Genomic DNA, 16310 nt, shown 5'->3' with positions numbered 1-16310 from the left:
CAATAGCTCAGTCCCTAGGTCGGGTCAATCCAGCCTATGTTGCCGTCTTCGCGGCGATACACGACGTTGACCCCTTCTTCTCCATCCTTCTTGAAAACCAAAACAGGCGCGCCAGAAAGCTCCATCTGCATGACCGCTTCACCTACAGACAAAGTTGCGATTTTTGTCTGCATTTCGGCGATGATCATGGGCTGTAGTGTTTCTGGCTCGGCGTCCTCGGAATCCTTTTCGGATGCCAATATGTACGACGATGCGCCCAAAAGTTCAACAGGTTCTGCACGCTCACGGTGGTGATCTTTCAACCGTCGCTTGTAGCGGCGCAGTTGCTTTTCCATCTTTTCGCTACAGCCGTCAAAAGCTGCGTAAATCTCGTTTGCGTGGGCTTTGGCGGATGCCGTCAGGCCTGTTGATAGGTGCACGGTTGCTTCGCAGACAAACTCATGCCCCGATTTGGAAAAGATTATTTGCGCATCAGTCGGTCGCTCGGCGTATTTCTGGACGACTTCGCCCAGTTCGGTCTTCACATGCGTTTGCAGTGCTTCGCCAATGTCGATTTGTTTTCCGCTGATTTGGTACCGCATAATCTCTCCTTCAATGTGTTTCCAATCCTCAACGGCACCCCGAAAAGGGCGCGGTCAGCAGGATCAGATGCGGGGAACGGCGAGCATATCCAGACTGTCCAAAACCGTCCCACCCGTGGGTGGCAGCGCCGTAAAATGTCTGCATAGCAATTTCGCCATACCTGATTAGACGGCGATAGGCCGTTAAAAGTCAATCATTTATCAGGGGTGTTGCGCGAGAATTGGCTTAAGAGATCTTAAAATTATCACCAAGGTAGACGCGGCGCACATCGCCGTCTTTCACGACTTCATCAGGCGTGCCCGACATCAAAACACGGCCTTCGTGCAGGATATAGGCGCGGTCCACAATTTCCAGTGTTTCGCGCACGTTATGGTCTGTGATCAGCACCCCGATGCCGCGCTTTTTCAGATCGGCGACAAGGTGGCGAATATCCCCGACCGAGATAGGATCAACGCCCGCAAACGGCTCGTCCAGCAGCAGATATTTCGGGTTCGCGGCCAAGCAGCGTGCAATCTCTACGCGCCGCCGCTCGCCACCAGACAGGGCAAGGGCAGGCGCGCGGCGCAGGTGTTCGATGGAAAACTCGCTCAGCAATTCGTCAAGACGCCGCAGTTTCTTGCGGCGGTCCTTTTCGACTATGTCGAGAATCGCGAGGATGTTTTCCTGCACCGATAGGCCGCGAAAAATGCTCATCTCTTGGGGGAGGTAGCCGATGCCCAATTGGGCGCGGCGGTACATGGGCAGGGTGGTGACATCCTTGCCGTCAATCGTCACCGTCCCGCTTTCTGGTGTGACCAAACCCGCAACCGAATAGAATGTTGTCGTCTTGCCCGAGCCGTTCGGGCCCAGCAATGCCACGACCTCGCCGCGCATCAGTTCCATCGAGAAATCGCGGATCACGGTCTTTTTGCGGTAGGATTTGCGCAGATGCGCAATGCGCAAGCCCGCGCTACCGTCTGCGACTGTCAGCTTCGGCCCGCTCATTAGTTGTTGCTGCCTGTCTGCAAGCGCGTGCGTACATTGCCCGACATCCGCGCCGTACCGTCGCGCAGGCGAATGGTCATTGTATCCGCGCTGAGCGCGCTGCGCCCTTGGGCCAGCAGGACATTGCCCCGCATGACGATGGTGCCTTCATCAATGCTGTAGTCGGCGCGCTGCGATTCTGCCGCGTCATTGCCGGACACAAGCGTGACGCCGCCCGTTGCCTCCAACTTGGCGATGCCGTCCGCTGTTTCGCGGTAAACTACCAGCACCCGCCCCGCCGAAAGGCGCATGTCACCTTGTCCGATCACGACGTTACCCGTGAAAATTGCCGTGCCCGTTTCCTGATCGACGGATAACTCGTCCGAGCTGACCTCAACAGGGAGGCTGGTATCCTGCGCGATTGTGCCAAACGCAACGCTGGCCCCTTGTGCCAATGCTTGTGTAGAGACGAGTGCGGAAAACAGCGCAATCAGCAGCAATCGAAGGCCCATAGGTACACGTACTTTCAAGTTCAGTTAGGGGTATATACCAGTTTCACGCCGCCACTGAAAACCATTTGCGTCGAATCGGTCGATTTTGATGTGAAAATCCGCATGTTCCCCGCCTTTAATGTCCCGGGCGGGCCGTTTGCGGTGATTTCGCCATCTGCCGAAAGCTCGGTTTCAGAGATAAGCGCCGTCAGGGTTTGCGTCTGCACGCGGTACCCGCTGGAGGACGTGAGCGCAACATTGCCCGTCAGCATCGCGGCGTTGTCCGAAATATCAACCTCGGCCACATCGGCGCGCATGTCAAAGATGGCGCCAGCGGTTGTGCGCAATTTCACCTCTACCTCTTCGGCGCGGTTTGCACCGATGCGACCCGGCAGGGTAACCAGCTTTTGCGCAGAGAATGACATAAGGTCGCCATCCGCCGTGGTGCCCGAAAAGAACGGACCGGTAATTTGCTGATCGCGCAGGCGTTCCTGAATTTCGGTATCGGCAAAGGGGATCGCCGTCTCAGGCTCGATTGCGCGCGACAGCAGGAACAGCGTCGACAGCAGCGCCAAAGCGGCCAGCGGAAAGGCCACCTTGAGCAAGGCAACTGTGCGCGAATATCTGTCCCGACGGTTCATGAGTGGGCAAAGATGTCCGTGTCGTGCCAACCCGCCAGATCAAGCTGCGCCCGCATGGGCAGGAAGTCGAAACAGGCCTGCGCCGTCTCGGACCGTCCTTCGCGTTGCAACATCCCGTCCAGCACGTCGCGCAAGCGGTGCAGATGCAGCACATCTGACGCGGCATAGGCGATCTGCGCTTTTGTCAGCTTCTCCGCGCCCCAGTCGCTGGATTGTTGTTGCTTCGAGATGTCGACGCCCAGCAATTCCTGACAGAGTTTCGACAGCCCGTGTCGGTCCGTATAGGTGCGCACAAGGCGGCTGGCGATCTTTGTGCAATAAACAGGCGCTGTGACGGTGCCAAAGGCGTTCAGCATCGCGGCAATGTCGAACCTGCCATAGTGGAACAGCTTTAACACGTCGGGATCTGCCAGCAGGCGGCACAGGTTTGGTGCTTCTGTCTGGCCGTTGGCGATCTGTATCAAATGCGCGTTGCCATCGCCACCCGACAGTTGCACCACACACAGTCGGTCGCGGTGCGGGCGCAGGCCCATCGTCTCACAATCAATCGCCACGACAGGCCCAAGGTTCAGGCCGTCAGGCAGGTCGTTCTGGTGTACGGTGTTTGTCATAGCGCCCTTCATACAAGCTGGGGCAAAAAGGGGAAAGCAGGTCGCGGGGTGTGCAAGCGGGTTGACGCCTTAACCGACTTTCACGGCGACCAGACTGATAAAATCGCCCATCTGTACCAAGCCGGGCACATGCCGCGCGGTCAGGATACCGCTTCGCTTTGCACAAACCTCGACCGGCGCAATGCCTGTGCGGTCCGCGGGCCATATCCGCGCAACGGGCTGACCCCGCGCCACGTCATCGCCCAAACTGACCAGATACTCGATGAGCCCTGCCTGTTCGGCGAACAAAAAACAATCATCGTCGGGCATATCAAGCATCTGGCTCGGCTCGACCACAGGGGTGCCCGTCAAAATCCCCGCATGGATCAGCAAATTGTGGATGCCTTTGCGGGCGATGCCGACCATCTTCGGGGTGGTCGTGCCTGCGCCGCCCAGTTCGGTAGTGACGAAAACCTTGCCTTGGCCCTCAACCTCGGTATCGAGCATCCCGACGTTGTCAATTTCCAGCATACGCATGGCGTAGGGCGCGTTGAACGCCTGCATCGCGGCCATACAGGCGGTCTCTTGCGCTTTGTCATCCAGAATGTGCGCGGCAGCGAAGGGCAGAAAATCAAGCGTGCGGCCCCCTGCGTGGAAATCCAGCACGATGTCGGCCCGTGTTACCAGTTCGGTCGCGATGTAGTGGCACAGCTTTTGCGTGACGCTGCCATCCGCTCGGCCCGGAAAGCTGCGATTCATATTCGCCCCGTCAATGGGCGAGCATCGCAAGCCCGCGCTGAATGCGGGCATGTTCATCATCGGTAGTATGATCACGCGGCCTGTGATGTCTTGGGGTTGCAAATTCAGGGCGAGCTCTTGCAGTGCGATTGGCCCCTCGTATTCATCCCCGTGGTTGGCCCCCGTCAGCAACGCGGTCGGCCCCGCGCCGTTTGCGATCACCGTGATCGGCACCATGACCGAGCCCCACGCGCTATCGTCTCGGCTGTGTGGCAGTTTCAGAAAACCGTGATGCACGCCTTGTGCATCCAGCGGGATGGTCGGGGTGATACTCATGCTTTTACCCAAAGCTTGCGGGGCGTGGTGCACAGACATTCATGCCCCGTTTCGGTGATCAGGATCGGCTCGGTAATCTCCAGCCCGCCGTCATCCAGCCAAAGGGCGGGCATGAAGTGGAAGGTCATTCCCGCCTCCAGAATGGTGGTGTCGCCACGGCGGAAGGAGATCGTCCGCTCGCCCCAGTCGGGGGGATAACTGATGCCGATGGCGTAACCACAGCGGCCCTCCTTTTCGAACCCTGCTTTGTTGAGCGTATCGTTGAACGCGTTGGCAATGTCCTGCGCCTGATTGCCGGGTTTGGCTTGCGCCAACCCTGCGTCGATTGCCTCCAGAACAGCCGTCTCGGCGTTGCGGTATTTCTGCGGGACCTCGCCCAGAAACAACGTGCGCGATTGCGGGCACTGATAGCGGCGGTGCGCGCCTGCGATCTCGAAAAACGTGGCCTCGCCTTTGACCATCGGCCTGCCGTCCCACGTAAGATGCGGCGCGGTGGCATCCATACCCGATGGCGCCATTGGCACAATCGCAGGGTAGTCGCCCCAATGCCCGTCTGCACCGCGCATGGCCGTTGCATATATCTCGGCGATCAGCTCGTTCTTGCGCAGACCGGGTTCTGCTACTTCCAGTATTCGCTCATGCATCGCCTCGACGATCCGCGCCGCACGGCGCATGTATTCGATTTCTTGCGGCGACTTCACCCCGCGCTGCCAGTTCACCAACCCCGTCGCATCGCGCAACGTGGCATGGGGTAACCTTTGTGTTAGAGCCTGATGTGCGGCAGCGGTGTAATAGTAATTGTCCAACTCAACCCCGATGCGTGCAGTCTCTAACCCGTGCTCGGAGAGCAGTCTTGCCAACTCCTCCATCGGGTGCTTTTCGGGGTTTTGCACAAAGGTATCGTCATACCCCCTAATGCTGTCACCGTCTTCCATGAACACGGTCAGCCCCGCACCGACGGCATCCATCGCACGCCCCCACCAAACGGGATCCCCCTCAAGTCTCAGCAGCACGCCCTGATGCACATAGAAGGACCAGCCGTCATACCCCGTCAGCCACGCCATATTCGACGGGTCAGTGACAAAGATGGCATCCAGTTCGGCACGTTCCATCGCGGCGCGCGTTTTGGCGATGCGGGCGCGGTATTCTTCCGTGGTAAAATTGACGTCTCGGGTTTGCATAAGACACCTTTAAGGCTGGGGTATTCCGAAAACGCTCGCGGTTTTTGGGCCGTTTGACAAGGCCCGCTAGCGGCAAGTTTTGCCGCTTTCCGACTTGCGCGGGGCGCACAATAGGTGTTGTCCTTGGCGCATACCCCTGACCGGAGATACCCCGATGAACACCCAGATGACCAATGATGTGCTGACCCAATGGGATCATGATCACTTCTTCCATCCGTCCACGCATCTGGGCCAGTTTGCGCGGCGCGAAATGGGCAACCGGATCATCCAGAAGGCCAAAGGCGTGCATATCACCGACCGCGAGGGGCAGACCCATCTTGATGCCTTTGCCGGTCTGTATTGCGTGAACGTAGGCTACGGCCGCCCCGAGATCGCCGAGGCGATCGCCGCCCAAGCGCATGAGTTGGCCTATTACCACTCTTACGTGGGTCACGGGACCGAGGCGTCGATCACCCTGTCGCGGATGATTGCCGAACGTGCGCCCGAGGGGATGAACCACGTCTACTACGGGATGAGCGGCTCTGACGCGAACGAGACGAACATCAAGCTGGTTTGGTACTACAACAACGTGCTGGGCCGCCCGCAGAAGAAAAAGATCATCTCGCGCTGGCGCGGGTATCACGGGTCGGGCTTGGTCACAGGGTCGCTGACTGGGTTGGAACTGTTTCACAAAAAGTTCGATCTGCCGCTGGATCATGTGATCCATACCGAGGCGCCCTATTACTACCGCCGTTCCGACCGCGACATGGACGAGGCGGCGTTTACCGCTGACTGCGCGGCCAAGCTGGAGGCGATGATTTTGGCGGAAGGGCCAGACACCATCGCCGCCTTTATCGGCGAGCCTGTGCTGGGTACGGGCGGGATTGTGCCGCCACCTGCGGGGTACTGGGCGGCGATACAGGCGGTGTTGGCAAAATACGATATCTTGCTCATCGCGGATGAGGTCGTCACCGGCTTTGGCCGGTTGGGCAGCATGATGGGCTCGGACCACTACGGGATGAAGCCCGATCTGATTACCATCGCCAAGGGCCTCACATCGGCCTACGCGCCCTTGTCAGGGTCGATTGTATCGGACCGCATGTGGGAAGTGTTGGAACGTGGGACCGATGAGTTCGGCCCGCTTGGCCACGGCTGGACCTATTCGGCGCACCCCATTGGTGCGGCGGCAGGTGTTGCGAACCTTAAACTGCTCGACAGTCTTGATCTCGTCTCTAACGCGGGCGAAATCGGTGCGTATCTCAACGCGGCGATGGCGGATGCGCTGGGCGATTATGCCTATGTGGGCGAGATCAGGGGCGAAGGGATGCTCTGCGCGGTGGAGCTGGTCCGTGACCGCGATGACCGCGTGTTCTTTGATGCCGCTGACAAGGTTGGCCCGCAGGTGGTTGCCGCGATGCACGCACGTGGTGTGATTGCCCGCGCCATGCCGCAGGGCGACATCCTTGGCTTTGCACCGCCCTTCTGCCTGACCCGCGAACAAGCGGATGAAGTGGTCGGAGCAACCAAAGCTGCGGTGATCGAAGTGCTTGGCTAGCCTTCAGTCGGTGCAACCCGTTCGAAAAACGCGACCTGCTTGTCGGCAATCATGCCGTCAATTGCTGTGTTGAACTGCGCATAATGTGGCATCTCGAGGTGCGCTTTGAACGCGGCCTCATCAGTGTAGAGCTCATAAAGCAGGACCGTATTTCCGGCGGTGCAAACATCAAAGACATGGCACTGCGCTTCCTTCGCCAGTGAGTTTTGCGCCTGATCCATCATCAGCGGCAAAAACGCGTCCATCTTGCCTGCGGCAATCTCGAAGGTGACACTTACAACATACATATCAGTTTTTCCCTGTGTTAGAGACGGTCCATCACGCCACGCGTGACCGCCACCGTGCCCATATCGCCGCCAAATTCCATCGGGCGCAGGGCGTTTTCCTCAAACCCTTCTTGCACGGCGCGGTCGATGCGCTGTGCGGCATCATCAAACCGTGCGTTACCTGTCTTCTCGGCCAGATACTCCAGCATCAAGGCCCCGCTCAGGATCGCTGCCAATGGGTTTGCCTTGTCCTGCCCCATGATGTCGGGGGCAGAGCCGTGGGCGGGTTGGAACAGGCCCGTCTCGTCCCCGATCTCTCCACAAGACGCCATGCCCATGCCACCGACCAGACCACCCGCCAGATCCGACAGGATGTCGCCAAACATATTCTCCATCACCATCACATCATAGTCCCACGGATTGCGGATGAGGTTCAGCGCTTGGGCATCGACATACGCATAGTCGGTTTGCACATCCGCATAGCCCGCCGCGACCTCGTCAAAGATCTTGCGAAAGAACGCCATAGAGGTGAAGACATTGGCCTTGTCCACACAGGTAAGCCGCCCCGAGTGGCCCCGCGCTTTGCGCTTTTGCGCCAGACGAAAGCCGAAATGATGCAGCTTTTCTGTGGTAGCGCGGGTGATGCGCAGGGTGTCGCGTACTTCCGTATCGCCAATGACTTCGGCGCGGTTATGCACGGCAGCGGAATAGAACAACCCTTCGGTAGATTCGCGCAGGATCACCATGTCGATGTTTGCGGCACGCGGATCGGCAAGGCGTTGTGGCGCGTTGGGGTAGGCTTTGACAGGGCGCACGCCTGCGTACAGCTGATAGCGGTCGCGCAGCCGCAAGTGGGGCGAAATCTCGGTCCCGTCGGGGTGGCGGATTGAGGGCAGGCCGATCGCGCCCAGGAAAATGGCATCGGCTTGGCCTACCTTTTCCTCGCCGTCTTCCTCAATATCGCGGCCTGTCTCGGCGAAATATCCCGCGCCTGCGTGGGTTTCCTCAACCGTAAAGCCGCAACCGCCTGTTTTGTCACAGGCCGCCTGCACGATAGCCATCGTCGCGTCCGAGACATCGACGCCGATGCCATCTCCTTTGATCAGCGCAATGCGGGCGGGTTGGGTCATGTGGAAGGCTCCGTTTTTTGTATGATAGATTTTCCCGCCAAAGGCCCGCAATCAACGCGCCAGACAAAATCGGTGTTGTCGAGTTTCGGGAACATCGTCTGGATGATCGGGTCATGGCCGGGGATGATGCGGTCTGCTGTGCCGCCAAGGGTCATCAGCGTCTTGAAGCCCTCCATCATCGGGGCCATGTCGGCCACGATGGGAAAGGGCTTTTGCTGTAGAAAATTCTCGTAATAATGCGCGGCGTCCGAGGCAAGGCAAAGCGGCCCGTGTTCCGTATCGACCACAACAACTTGAAGCCCCCGCGAATGGCCGCCGACACAATGCACCCGCACACCGGGGGCAACCTGCGCATCGCCATCGTGAAACACCACGCGGCCCGAATAGACGTGTTGCACCATCTCGCAGACATGACCCGCCGTGAAGGGCGCTTGCAGCGTCGGGTCACACATGCACGGCCCGGTGGCAAAGGCCATCTCGGCCGCCTGTAGGTGGAAGCTGGCATTGGGATAACGGTCAAGGCCGCCTGCGTGGTCGTAATGCAGATGGGTGATGATGACCGTATCGACAGTTTCCGCATCCGCGCCCACGGCCGCAATCGCCAGTGCGGGATCGCGTAGGATGGGGCGGTCGCGCCGCGCAGCCTCGGCCATGTCATAGCCCGTGTCGACGACGATTTTGCGCGCGCCATTGTCCAGCACCCAGACAAAATAATCCATGCCGTGCGGCAGTGCGGGATGGTCATCAGCGATAAAGCTGTCCGCGCGGGTGCGGCTGTTTCGCTCGGCGTATTTTACGCAATAGACGCGCCAATGCTCGCTCATGTCATCCTCCCCCCATTGTGTTGAGAATAGCCTAGACAGTCGCGTCCGAATTGACAAACCTATGATTGAATCGAGGAGCATGTATGGCACAGAAATTGACAGTTGCAGTAGCGGGTTTGGGGTATTTCAGCCAGTTCCACCTCAACGCATGGCGGGCGATTGACGCAGTGGGCGAGATCCATGTCACCGACCCGCTGGACGCGCGTGTGGCTTGGGCGCAAAACGAATATGCCGCCCGCCCTTTGTCAGCGGCAACCGCCCCCGACATTGTCGACATCATCGCGCCGCCCCCCGCCCATGCCGATCTGATCCGCCGCTTTGCCGCCAAGGGCCGTGTGCTGATCTGTCAAAAGCCGTTCTGCACGTCGATAGAGGAAGCCCAAGAGATGACCGATTTTGCGGCCCAAGCCGGCGCGCATCTGGTCATCCACGAGAATTTCCGTTTCCAACCGTGGCACCGCGCTGTGAAGTCTTTTCTGGATGGTGGGGGGATGGGTGCGGTCTATCAGTGTCGCTTTGCGCTGCGCCCCGGGGACGGGCGCGGGGCGGACGCTTATCTGGCCCGCCAGCCCGCGTTCCGCACCATGCCACGACTGTTGGTGCATGAGACAGGCGTGCATTTTCTGGATCTTTTCCGCTGGCTGTTCGGAGAGATCACCGATGTGTACGCTGACATACGCCGCCTAAATCCCGCCTTGGCGGGTGAGGATACAGGCGTGATGATCCTCAACCACATCGGCGGGGCGCAAAGCATCTTCGACGGCAACCGCCTGTCCGACCACATCGCCGGTAACCCGCGCAAAACCATGGGGGAGATGGTGATTGAGGGTGAGAAAGGCGCGTTGCGTCTGGACGGTCATGGCCGTCTGATGTTCCGTGCTTTTGGCGCTCATACAGAGACAACCGTTCCCATCCCTGCACCCGTGGACGAAGACAGCTTTGGTGGCGGCTGTGTCGAGGCGCTGATCCGTCATGTGGTTGATGCGCTGCAAAACGGCACCCCGTTCGAGAATGCCGCCGCCGACTATCTGCCTGTGATCCGCGCCACCGATGCGGCCTACATCTCGGCTGCTGAAGGGCGAAAAGTCACGCTTTAGAGTCTATTACTCCATCGAGGCATGGGCAGCGCGCAGTTTATCCCAATCAAACGTCACGCCTATGCCTGCATCATTCGGGGCCACGGCCTGCGCGTTCTCAACCACCAAGGGGCGGGTTGTGTATTCGTCGATGGGAAAGGAATGCACCTCGATCAGGCCCGCGTTGGATTGGCCCGAGACAAGGCTCACGTGCAATTCCTGCATCCCGTGGCTGCACGCGGGCAGGCCGTGCTTGCGGCTTAGCTCGGCCACCTGAAGCCAGCCTGTGATGCCGCCACAGTTCGAGGCATCGGGCTGAATGAACGACAGGCCCGCATCTTCGCAGGCGTATTCGAACTCATGGATCGTGTGCAGGTTTTCTCCCATCGCTAGCGGCATGCCTGTGGCGCGGGCGATCTCTCCGTAGCCTTTGTAGTTGTCGGGGATTGTCGGCTCCTCAAACCACATGAGGTCAAAGGGTTCAAAAGCGCGGGCGGCGGTGATGGCTTGCGGCACGCTCATCGAATAATTCGCATCGACCATAAAGGCCACGTCGGGGCCGATCACCTCGCGGATCGCTTTGATACGGGCCACGTCGTCGGCCAGATCGGGTTGGCCGATTTTGATCTTCACGCCGTTAAAGCCACGGGCCAGATAGCCTTCGGTCTGGCGGATCAGTTTGGGCAGGGAAAAGTTCAGGTCGATCCCGCCGCAATAGGCGCCACAGCGGTCCGCCGCGCCGCCTGCCATCTTCCACAGGGGGGTGCCGCTACGCTTGCCACGCAAATCCCACAGCGCAATATCCACCGCCGAAATCGCAAAAGACGCGATGCCGCCCCGTGCTACATAATGCACATGCCACTGCATCGCATCATAGAGCGCCTCCACTTCCGCGCCGTTCTGTCCCGTCAGAAAAGGGGCCAGATCGTGGGTGATCATCGCTTCAATCGCCCGCCCGCCCTTGCCGCCCGTATAGGTATAGCCTGTGCCCTCGGACCCGTCGGCCAGCCGGATGGTCACTGTCACCAGTTCAAAATGCGTATGGTCGCCGTGTTTCGCATCGGTCAGAACCTCGGCAAGCGGGACATTGAACAGTTGGGTGGTGATGCTCTGGATTGTGAGGGTTGGATCATTGTTCATGCGGGCTCTCCTGTTGTGGGCAGCCACCCGTGATACAGCGGGTGCGTGACGGGCAGCGGGAATGTGACGCGGTTGCCTGTGCGGGCCGCATGGTAAATGGCGGTGACCAAGGCGACAGACGCCGCCCCGTCGTCCAGTTTGACCGACCTGTTCGGCAGGTTGTTCAGCGCTTTGCCCGCCTCGGCAAAGAAACCCGCAAAGCCTACAGGCTCGATCGGTGCCTGCGCCACGGCTGCGTCAATCTGCGGCTGCTTGGCGGGGTCTCGGGCGGTGAATGTCCACGGCATCGCACCTGGCGCATAGGGGGCGGTGCCTGATGTCGCGGTCAGGTGTTCAAACGCAAACCGCAGGCGTGTCTCGTCCCCTGCTGCGCCCAAGGTGATGCTGCTGGTACACAGCGCGCCCGAGGTCATGGCCAAACTAATTGCCGCGCAATCTTCGGTTTCGATGTCATTCACGCGGGTTGCGGTCATGGCGGATACCGACGCGATATCGCCTGCAATGTGGGTCAGCAGATCGTGATTATGGATCGCATGACCCAAGACAACGCCGCCGCGCTCCCCCTCCCAAGTGCCGCGCCACGGCATCGCGTAATAGTCAGCGCCACGGGACCAATACGTCTCTAACGCGGCGGAATGCAGCGACCCTGTGAGGCCATGCGCCATCAGGTGACGCAGTTGCGACAGTGACGGACCCCAGCGGTATTGGAAGACGGGAAAGACATGTTTGCCCGCCTGTGCTGCGGCTTGCGTGATTGCATCAACCTGCGCCATGGAGGTCGCCAGTGGTTTTTCACAAATGACGTGTTTGCCAGCGGCCAAAGCCTGTAGCGTGACGGGCACGTGCAGATGCGGCGGTAGGCAAACGTCGATCACGTCGATCGCGGGATCGGCAAGTGCTGTGGCAATATCATCCAGCGCGGCAAAGCTGTCGCCGTCGCGGATTTCCTCGATCCGTGCGGCATTCGTATCGACGACGGCGGCAACGTGGAACACATCGCGCAAGCAGCGCAAGGCGGCCAGATGCTCGCGCCCGATGCCTGCGCCGAGGATGGCGATGTTGATCATGGTGCGTCTGCCATGGCTTGGGCGCGCAAGGCCAATTCCATCACGGTAAAGCAGTGGTTCTGGGTCATCGCTGTCTCGGTCCGGTTGGTGATGTCATCGGCCAGCCGTTCGAAATACGGCAGGCCTGCGCCCGAGGCGTCGATCTTTTCGCAGCGCGTCCCGTTGGTGAGGATCAGGTGATCGGTGCCCTCGGCCCCGCCAACATCGACGTATTTGCGCAGCTCGATTGTGCCTTCGGTTCCCAGAATAGTCAGCCGCCCGTCGCCCCAAGTGGGCAGCGCATCGGGCGTGTACCAATCCACACGGATATAGCCGGTGCCGCGGTCGCTGCGCAGGTTGATCTCTCCAAAGTCCTGTAGATCGGGATCGGAGGGATTGGCATAGTTGGCGGTGAAGGCGTGGGTGATTTCCGCGTCATTAGAGCCTGTATAGTGCAAGAACTGATCAATCTGGTGCGACGCGATATCCGTCAGAATGCCGCCAAAACGTGTCGGATCAAAGAACCAGTCGGGGCGTGTCGGACGGTTCAACCGATGAGGCCCAAGGCCCACGGTTTGCACGACTTTGCCGATGGCTCCCTGCGTGACCAATTCAGAGGCGAGCGTGCTCACCGGCGTCTCGAACCGCTCCGAGAAGTTGACAGACCAGATGCGGCCCGTGGCTTTGACGGTGGCTTTGATCTGCTCAAGCTGCTCAAACGTTGTGCAGCCGGGCTTGTCGCTCATCACGTCCATACCGTGTTGCATGGCTTGCACGGTCAACGCCGCACGGTCCGCAGGAATGGCCGAGATCAGGGCAAGGTCGGCACCGCAGTTCAGCGCGTCCTCCAACCGCTCAAACCGCGGCAGATCGGGAAAGCGTTTGACGTAGCCTGCCAAAGGCTCGGGCGCCCCTTCGGTCCAGTAGCCAAGGCAGCGGACGCCAACCTTTTGCATGTTTTCCGTCATGCCATAAATGTGGCGGTGGTCCAGCCCGATGGCGACACAGGTCAGGGTCATAGGTGTACTTTCTCACGGTGGGCAGTGCGGCTTGCGGTCTGCATGGCGTCGATGACGGCGTGGGTGCGTAGCGCCTCGGCCGCGGGGATCGGGGACGGGGTGCTGTTTGCGATGGCGCGGGCGAAATCTTCGATCACCGACTGGTGCCACGCGTGGGTAAAGGCCATCGGGTCCGCCCCGCCGCCTGTGCTGGTCGTTGCGCCAAACACTTCGGTGGTGCCGTCCAGCCGCGAAAGGGTCAGGACGCCCGACCCCAGATGCGCCGAGGCTCTGGTGCCTTGTACCGTGATCGTCTCGGCCCCGCCTGGGTAGGCGGCTGTGGTGGCCATCATTGTGCCGATGGCACCGTTTTGCATCTCAAACAGCGCACCGGCCCAGTCTTCGGCCTCCATGCTGTGCAGCGGCGTCTTGCGCATCATCGCCTGCACCGAGGTGATCGGCCCCAGCAGCCACATCGCCAGATCAAGCGTATGGATCGCCTGAGAAATCATAACCCCGCCCCCGTCACGGGCATAGGTGCCCCGACGGGGCGCGTCGTAATAGCGCTGGTCCCGCCACCACGGCACACGCAGATCGACGGTGGCGATGGTGCCAAGATCGCCCGCTTCGATAGCCTCCTTCAGCGCGACGGATGCCTGCCGGACGCGGTGCTGAAACACGACCCCAAGGGGGATTTTCGCCTGCTCGCACAGCGCGACAATCTGCGTTGCGGTGGCGAGGTCACGCTCGATCGGTTTTTCCATCAGGATGGGTTTGCCAGCGGCGGCCAGTGTTTGCACGACAGGTAGGCGGGCATCGGGTGGCGTGGCAAGGATGACGAAATCTACGTCACTATCACCCGCAAGATCATCAAGCGAGGCATAGCCTCGGGTGGCGTGTTTTTGGGCATAGGCCTGCGTGCTGTCCTGCGTGCGCCCCAGAACGCCGTGCAGGGTCAGTTGCGGGGATGCATCCCGAATTGCCGCGACATGGGTGTCCGCCACCATGCCCAACCCGATGAGAGCGACCCTCATTCCGGCATGATCGCGCCGCGGTGCTGTACCACGGCCGCCGCAAGGGTGTGCCCCGCCATCAAGGCTTCGGCCTGTGTGGCGCCTGTCAAACGCGCCGCAAGATAGCCGCCGTTAAAACTGTCTCCGGCGGCGGTTGTGTCGATAACATTTGTCGCCGCCGGATAGGATTGCGCGACATCCTCCCCAAGGCTGAGCGGCCCCTCGGGGCCACGTTTTAACGCGCCGTCTTTGCCAAGCTGGGTGAAACGGGTGGCGACGGCCTCAGCGGTCTCGTCGAACAGCGCCATCTCGTCATCAATGGAGGGCAAGGCAATGTCGGCACGTTGCCAAAAGCGGGTTGTGATATTGCGGGCGTCTTCGACACTGTCCCACAGGCGGGGGCGATAGTTGCTGTCATAGATCACTTTGACAGGGTTTTTCTCCAGCCAATCCAGCAGCGCAATCCTGACATTTTGTGGCAGGATGCCAAGCGAGATTCCTGACAGGTAGATGGCATCGTAGTCGGCCAGAAAGTCAAACCGTCCATCAGCAAATAACTGCCGCGCCGCCGCTGCATTGCGCCAATAGGTAAAGCTACGCTCGCCGTTTGGCGTAGTGGTGATTGCGTATAGCCCGGGCGAGGCGCCCGCGATGTCGCGGATGGCTTTGGTGCCGACACCTTGGCCCGCGATAAAGTCTCGGATGCGGTCAGAGAAGGGATCATCACCCAGACAGGTGACATAGTCGATGTGCAGATCGGGCGCGCTGCGCTGCATGTAGATCGCCGTGTTGAGCGTGTCTCCCGCCACGCCGATCTGCGCGTCCTCCCCTGCCATAGACAGTTCGATCATGGCTTCGCCAATGCAGGCAATTCGGGTCATTTCTGTTCTCTTTTCCATATGATTAGTCCAGCGCCCATGATGACAAACGCACCCAGTATCGTTCCCGCATCCGGCACAGTCTGAAACAACAGATAGCCCCATATCGCGACGTAGATCAGGAAGGAGTAGGTAAACGGCATCAGCTGGTTCGCAGTGCCGAACCTGTGCGCATTGGTGAGCAGTTGATGACCTGCCCACCCCATCACGCCGAGGCTGACCAATACAACCACGCCCCATGTCGTCGCAGGCGGGGTCCAGACCCACAAGGCAAAGGGCAACAGCACGGCGCAGCCGACCAGCCCCATGTAGAATTGCATCGTGTCCACCGCGACAACCCCGGACAGCTTGCGCGTCATGATCGAATAAAACGCCAGCGCAGTCGCGTTATAGATGATCAGCAGCATCGCCGGATGAAAGGCCGTCCCGAAGGGGCGCACGACGATCAGCACACCGATGAACCCCAGAATGATCGCCCCCCAGCGCCACGCGCCAACGGGCTCTTTCAGCAGCCAGATCGACAGGAAGCAGACGATCACGGGGCTGGAAAAGATGATCGCCGACACAACGGTCAGCGGCAAAAATTGTAGGGCGTAAAAGTTCGATAGCGTGGCCGAGACAAGCAGCAGCGAGCGGCTGACAACCTGCCACATGTGATCGGTGCGAAAACGGTCGGCGGTAAAGCCGCCTTTCGCGATCACGGCGACCGAGATCACGAAGTGGCTGGCATAACGCATGAAGGCCAGCTGAAATGCAGGGATGCCCGCCACCGCCAGCCATTTGGCCCCCGTATCCACCACGGAAAAGAACAGCCAAGCACCCAGCATCAACAAGATGCCAAGGCGCGGCAGATCCGCGTTGGATTGGGCGGTGACGGCCATCT

The 16310-nt window shown here is 59.9% G+C and carries 18 protein-coding genes; 2 read left to right on the top strand and 16 right to left on the bottom strand.

Going from position 1 to position 16310, the window contains the following annotated elements; genetic code table 11:
* Positions 1-14: 14 nt before the first annotated feature.
* From hpf to ABMC88_RS07390, 7 genes are all read right to left on the bottom strand, one after another.
* A complete protein-coding gene (gene hpf, locus ABMC88_RS07420) occupies positions 15-581 on the bottom strand; it encodes a ribosome hibernation-promoting factor, HPF/YfiA family (protein ID WP_349576223.1) in 567 nt (188 codons plus the stop codon).
* A 226-nt stretch (positions 582-807) separates the two neighbouring features.
* The gene (gene lptB / locus ABMC88_RS07415; RefSeq protein ID WP_349576222.1) at positions 808-1566 is read right to left on the bottom strand and encodes an LPS export ABC transporter ATP-binding protein; all 759 of its coding nucleotides are present in this window, start codon (positions 1564-1566) and stop codon (positions 808-810) included.
* Positions 1566-2057 carry an LptA/OstA family protein gene (locus ABMC88_RS07410; protein WP_349576221.1) on the bottom strand — a complete coding sequence of 164 codons (492 nt, stop codon included), beginning with the start codon at positions 2055-2057 and terminating at the stop codon, positions 1566-1568. The genes lptB and ABMC88_RS07410 overlap by 1 nt, the downstream gene beginning before the upstream one ends.
* A 20-nt stretch (positions 2058-2077) precedes the next feature.
* Entirely contained in the window at positions 2078-2677 is a 600-nt protein-coding gene (gene lptC / locus ABMC88_RS07405; protein ID WP_349576220.1) for an LPS export ABC transporter periplasmic protein LptC, read from the bottom strand.
* Positions 2674-3288: a ribonuclease D gene (locus ABMC88_RS07400; protein ID WP_349576219.1), complete on the bottom strand. Its 615-nt coding sequence runs from the start codon at positions 3286-3288 to the stop codon at positions 2674-2676. Before ABMC88_RS07400 ends, lptC begins: the two co-directional genes overlap by 4 nt.
* Before the next feature lie 69 nt (positions 3289-3357).
* A complete protein-coding gene (gene doeB / locus ABMC88_RS07395) occupies positions 3358-4341 on the bottom strand; it encodes a N(2)-acetyl-L-2,4-diaminobutanoate deacetylase DoeB (RefSeq protein ID WP_349576218.1) in 984 nt (327 codons plus the stop codon).
* The gene (locus ABMC88_RS07390) at positions 4338-5522 is read right to left on the bottom strand and encodes a M24 family metallopeptidase (protein ID WP_349576217.1); all 1185 of its coding nucleotides are present in this window, start codon (positions 5520-5522) and stop codon (positions 4338-4340) included. The genes doeB and ABMC88_RS07390 overlap by 4 nt, the downstream gene beginning before the upstream one ends.
* A gap of 154 nt (positions 5523-5676) precedes the next feature.
* Between ABMC88_RS07390 and ABMC88_RS07385 the strand changes: the two genes are divergently transcribed.
* Positions 5677-7056, top strand: coding sequence for an aspartate aminotransferase family protein (locus ABMC88_RS07385; protein WP_349576216.1), 1380 nt, complete (start codon positions 5677-5679; stop codon positions 7054-7056).
* On the opposite strand, the gene ABMC88_RS07380 is transcribed toward ABMC88_RS07385, so the two are convergent.
* Genes ABMC88_RS07380 through ABMC88_RS07370 form a run of 3 tightly spaced genes read right to left on the bottom strand, consistent with a single transcriptional unit; the run spans position 7053 to position 9276 of the window.
* Positions 7053-7343 (bottom strand): putative quinol monooxygenase, encoded by a 291-nt coding sequence (locus ABMC88_RS07380; protein ID WP_349576215.1) that lies wholly within the window; start codon positions 7341-7343, stop codon positions 7053-7055. The two genes, ABMC88_RS07385 and ABMC88_RS07380, sit on opposite strands and share 4 nt — an antisense overlap.
* Positions 7344-7360: 17 nt before the next feature.
* Entirely contained in the window at positions 7361-8452 is a 1092-nt protein-coding gene (locus ABMC88_RS07375; RefSeq protein WP_349576214.1) for an isocitrate/isopropylmalate dehydrogenase family protein, read from the bottom strand.
* Positions 8449-9276, bottom strand: coding sequence for an N-acyl homoserine lactonase family protein (locus tag ABMC88_RS07370; protein WP_349576213.1), 828 nt, complete (start codon positions 9274-9276; stop codon positions 8449-8451). The genes ABMC88_RS07375 and ABMC88_RS07370 overlap by 4 nt, the downstream gene beginning before the upstream one ends.
* Positions 9277-9359: 83 nt before the next feature.
* On the opposite strand from ABMC88_RS07370, the gene ABMC88_RS07365 reads away from it, so the two are divergent.
* Positions 9360-10373: a Gfo/Idh/MocA family protein gene (locus tag ABMC88_RS07365; RefSeq protein WP_349576212.1), complete on the top strand. Its 1014-nt coding sequence runs from the start codon at positions 9360-9362 to the stop codon at positions 10371-10373.
* A 6-nt stretch (positions 10374-10379) separates the two neighbouring features.
* Here ABMC88_RS07365 and ABMC88_RS07360 read toward each other — a convergent pair whose 3' ends face one another.
* The 6 genes from ABMC88_RS07360 to ABMC88_RS07335 are packed head-to-tail and all read right to left on the bottom strand — an operon-like array spanning position 10380 to position 16308.
* A complete protein-coding gene (locus ABMC88_RS07360) occupies positions 10380-11492 on the bottom strand; it encodes a mandelate racemase/muconate lactonizing enzyme family protein (protein ID WP_349576211.1) in 1113 nt (370 codons plus the stop codon).
* A complete protein-coding gene (locus tag ABMC88_RS07355) occupies positions 11489-12559 on the bottom strand; it encodes a Gfo/Idh/MocA family protein (RefSeq protein WP_349576210.1) in 1071 nt (356 codons plus the stop codon). Before ABMC88_RS07355 ends, ABMC88_RS07360 begins: the two co-directional genes overlap by 4 nt.
* A complete protein-coding gene (locus ABMC88_RS07350; protein WP_349576209.1) occupies positions 12556-13557 on the bottom strand; it encodes a Gfo/Idh/MocA family protein in 1002 nt (333 codons plus the stop codon). Before ABMC88_RS07350 ends, ABMC88_RS07355 begins: the two co-directional genes overlap by 4 nt.
* Positions 13554-14570 (bottom strand): Gfo/Idh/MocA family protein, encoded by a 1017-nt coding sequence (locus ABMC88_RS07345; RefSeq protein ID WP_349576208.1) that lies wholly within the window; start codon positions 14568-14570, stop codon positions 13554-13556. The genes ABMC88_RS07350 and ABMC88_RS07345 overlap by 4 nt, the downstream gene beginning before the upstream one ends.
* Positions 14567-15430: a sugar kinase gene (locus tag ABMC88_RS07340; RefSeq protein WP_349576207.1), complete on the bottom strand. Its 864-nt coding sequence runs from the start codon at positions 15428-15430 to the stop codon at positions 14567-14569. Before ABMC88_RS07340 ends, ABMC88_RS07345 begins: the two co-directional genes overlap by 4 nt.
* Entirely contained in the window at positions 15427-16308 is an 882-nt protein-coding gene (locus tag ABMC88_RS07335; RefSeq protein ID WP_349576206.1) for a DMT family transporter, read from the bottom strand. Before ABMC88_RS07335 ends, ABMC88_RS07340 begins: the two co-directional genes overlap by 4 nt.
* Positions 16309-16310: the final 2 nt, after the last annotated feature.

The organism is Sulfitobacter aquimarinus (assembly GCF_040149565.1).
Lineage (GTDB): Bacteria > Pseudomonadota > Alphaproteobacteria > Rhodobacterales > Rhodobacteraceae > Sulfitobacter > Sulfitobacter aquimarinus.
Note: the sequence above shows the minus strand (reverse complement) of the source record. Positions and strands in the feature narration are given on the sequence as shown.

Excerpts from the sequence above, each read along its gene's own strand:
- ABMC88_RS07345 (WP_349576208.1), bottom strand. The coding sequence starts at position 14,570 with ATGAGGGTCGCTCTCATCGGGTTGGGCATGGTGGCGGACACCCATGTC.
- ABMC88_RS07365 (WP_349576212.1), top strand. The coding sequence starts at position 9,360 with ATGGCACAGAAATTGACAGTTGCAGTAGCGGGTTTGGGGTATTTCAGC.
- lptB (WP_349576222.1), bottom strand. The coding sequence starts at position 1,566 with ATGAGCGGGCCGAAGCTGACAGTCGCAGACGGTAGCGCGGGCTTGCGC.
- ABMC88_RS07400 (WP_349576219.1), bottom strand. The coding sequence starts at position 3,288 with ATGACAAACACCGTACACCAGAACGACCTGCCTGACGGCCTGAACCTT.
- ABMC88_RS07370 (WP_349576213.1), bottom strand. The coding sequence starts at position 9,276 with ATGAGCGAGCATTGGCGCGTCTATTGCGTAAAATACGCCGAGCGAAAC.
- lptC (WP_349576220.1), bottom strand. The coding sequence starts at position 2,677 with ATGAACCGTCGGGACAGATATTCGCGCACAGTTGCCTTGCTCAAGGTG.
- doeB (WP_349576218.1), bottom strand. The coding sequence starts at position 4,341 with ATGAGTATCACCCCGACCATCCCGCTGGATGCACAAGGCGTGCATCAC.
- ABMC88_RS07355 (WP_349576210.1), bottom strand. The coding sequence starts at position 12,559 with ATGATCAACATCGCCATCCTCGGCGCAGGCATCGGGCGCGAGCATCTG.
- ABMC88_RS07340 (WP_349576207.1), bottom strand. The coding sequence starts at position 15,430 with ATGACCCGAATTGCCTGCATTGGCGAAGCCATGATCGAACTGTCTATG.
- ABMC88_RS07380 (WP_349576215.1), bottom strand. The coding sequence starts at position 7,343 with ATGTATGTTGTAAGTGTCACCTTCGAGATTGCCGCAGGCAAGATGGAC.
- ABMC88_RS07350 (WP_349576209.1), bottom strand. The coding sequence starts at position 13,557 with ATGACCCTGACCTGTGTCGCCATCGGGCTGGACCACCGCCACATTTAT.
- ABMC88_RS07375 (WP_349576214.1), bottom strand. The coding sequence starts at position 8,452 with ATGACCCAACCCGCCCGCATTGCGCTGATCAAAGGAGATGGCATCGGC.
- ABMC88_RS07390 (WP_349576217.1), bottom strand. The coding sequence starts at position 5,522 with ATGCAAACCCGAGACGTCAATTTTACCACGGAAGAATACCGCGCCCGC.
- hpf (WP_349576223.1), bottom strand. The coding sequence starts at position 581 with ATGCGGTACCAAATCAGCGGAAAACAAATCGACATTGGCGAAGCACTG.
- ABMC88_RS07385 (WP_349576216.1), top strand. The coding sequence starts at position 5,677 with ATGAACACCCAGATGACCAATGATGTGCTGACCCAATGGGATCATGAT.
- ABMC88_RS07410 (WP_349576221.1), bottom strand. The coding sequence starts at position 2,057 with ATGGGCCTTCGATTGCTGCTGATTGCGCTGTTTTCCGCACTCGTCTCT.
- ABMC88_RS07360 (WP_349576211.1), bottom strand. The coding sequence starts at position 11,492 with ATGAACAATGATCCAACCCTCACAATCCAGAGCATCACCACCCAACTG.
- ABMC88_RS07335 (WP_349576206.1), bottom strand. The coding sequence starts at position 16,308 with ATGGCCGTCACCGCCCAATCCAACGCGGATCTGCCGCGCCTTGGCATC.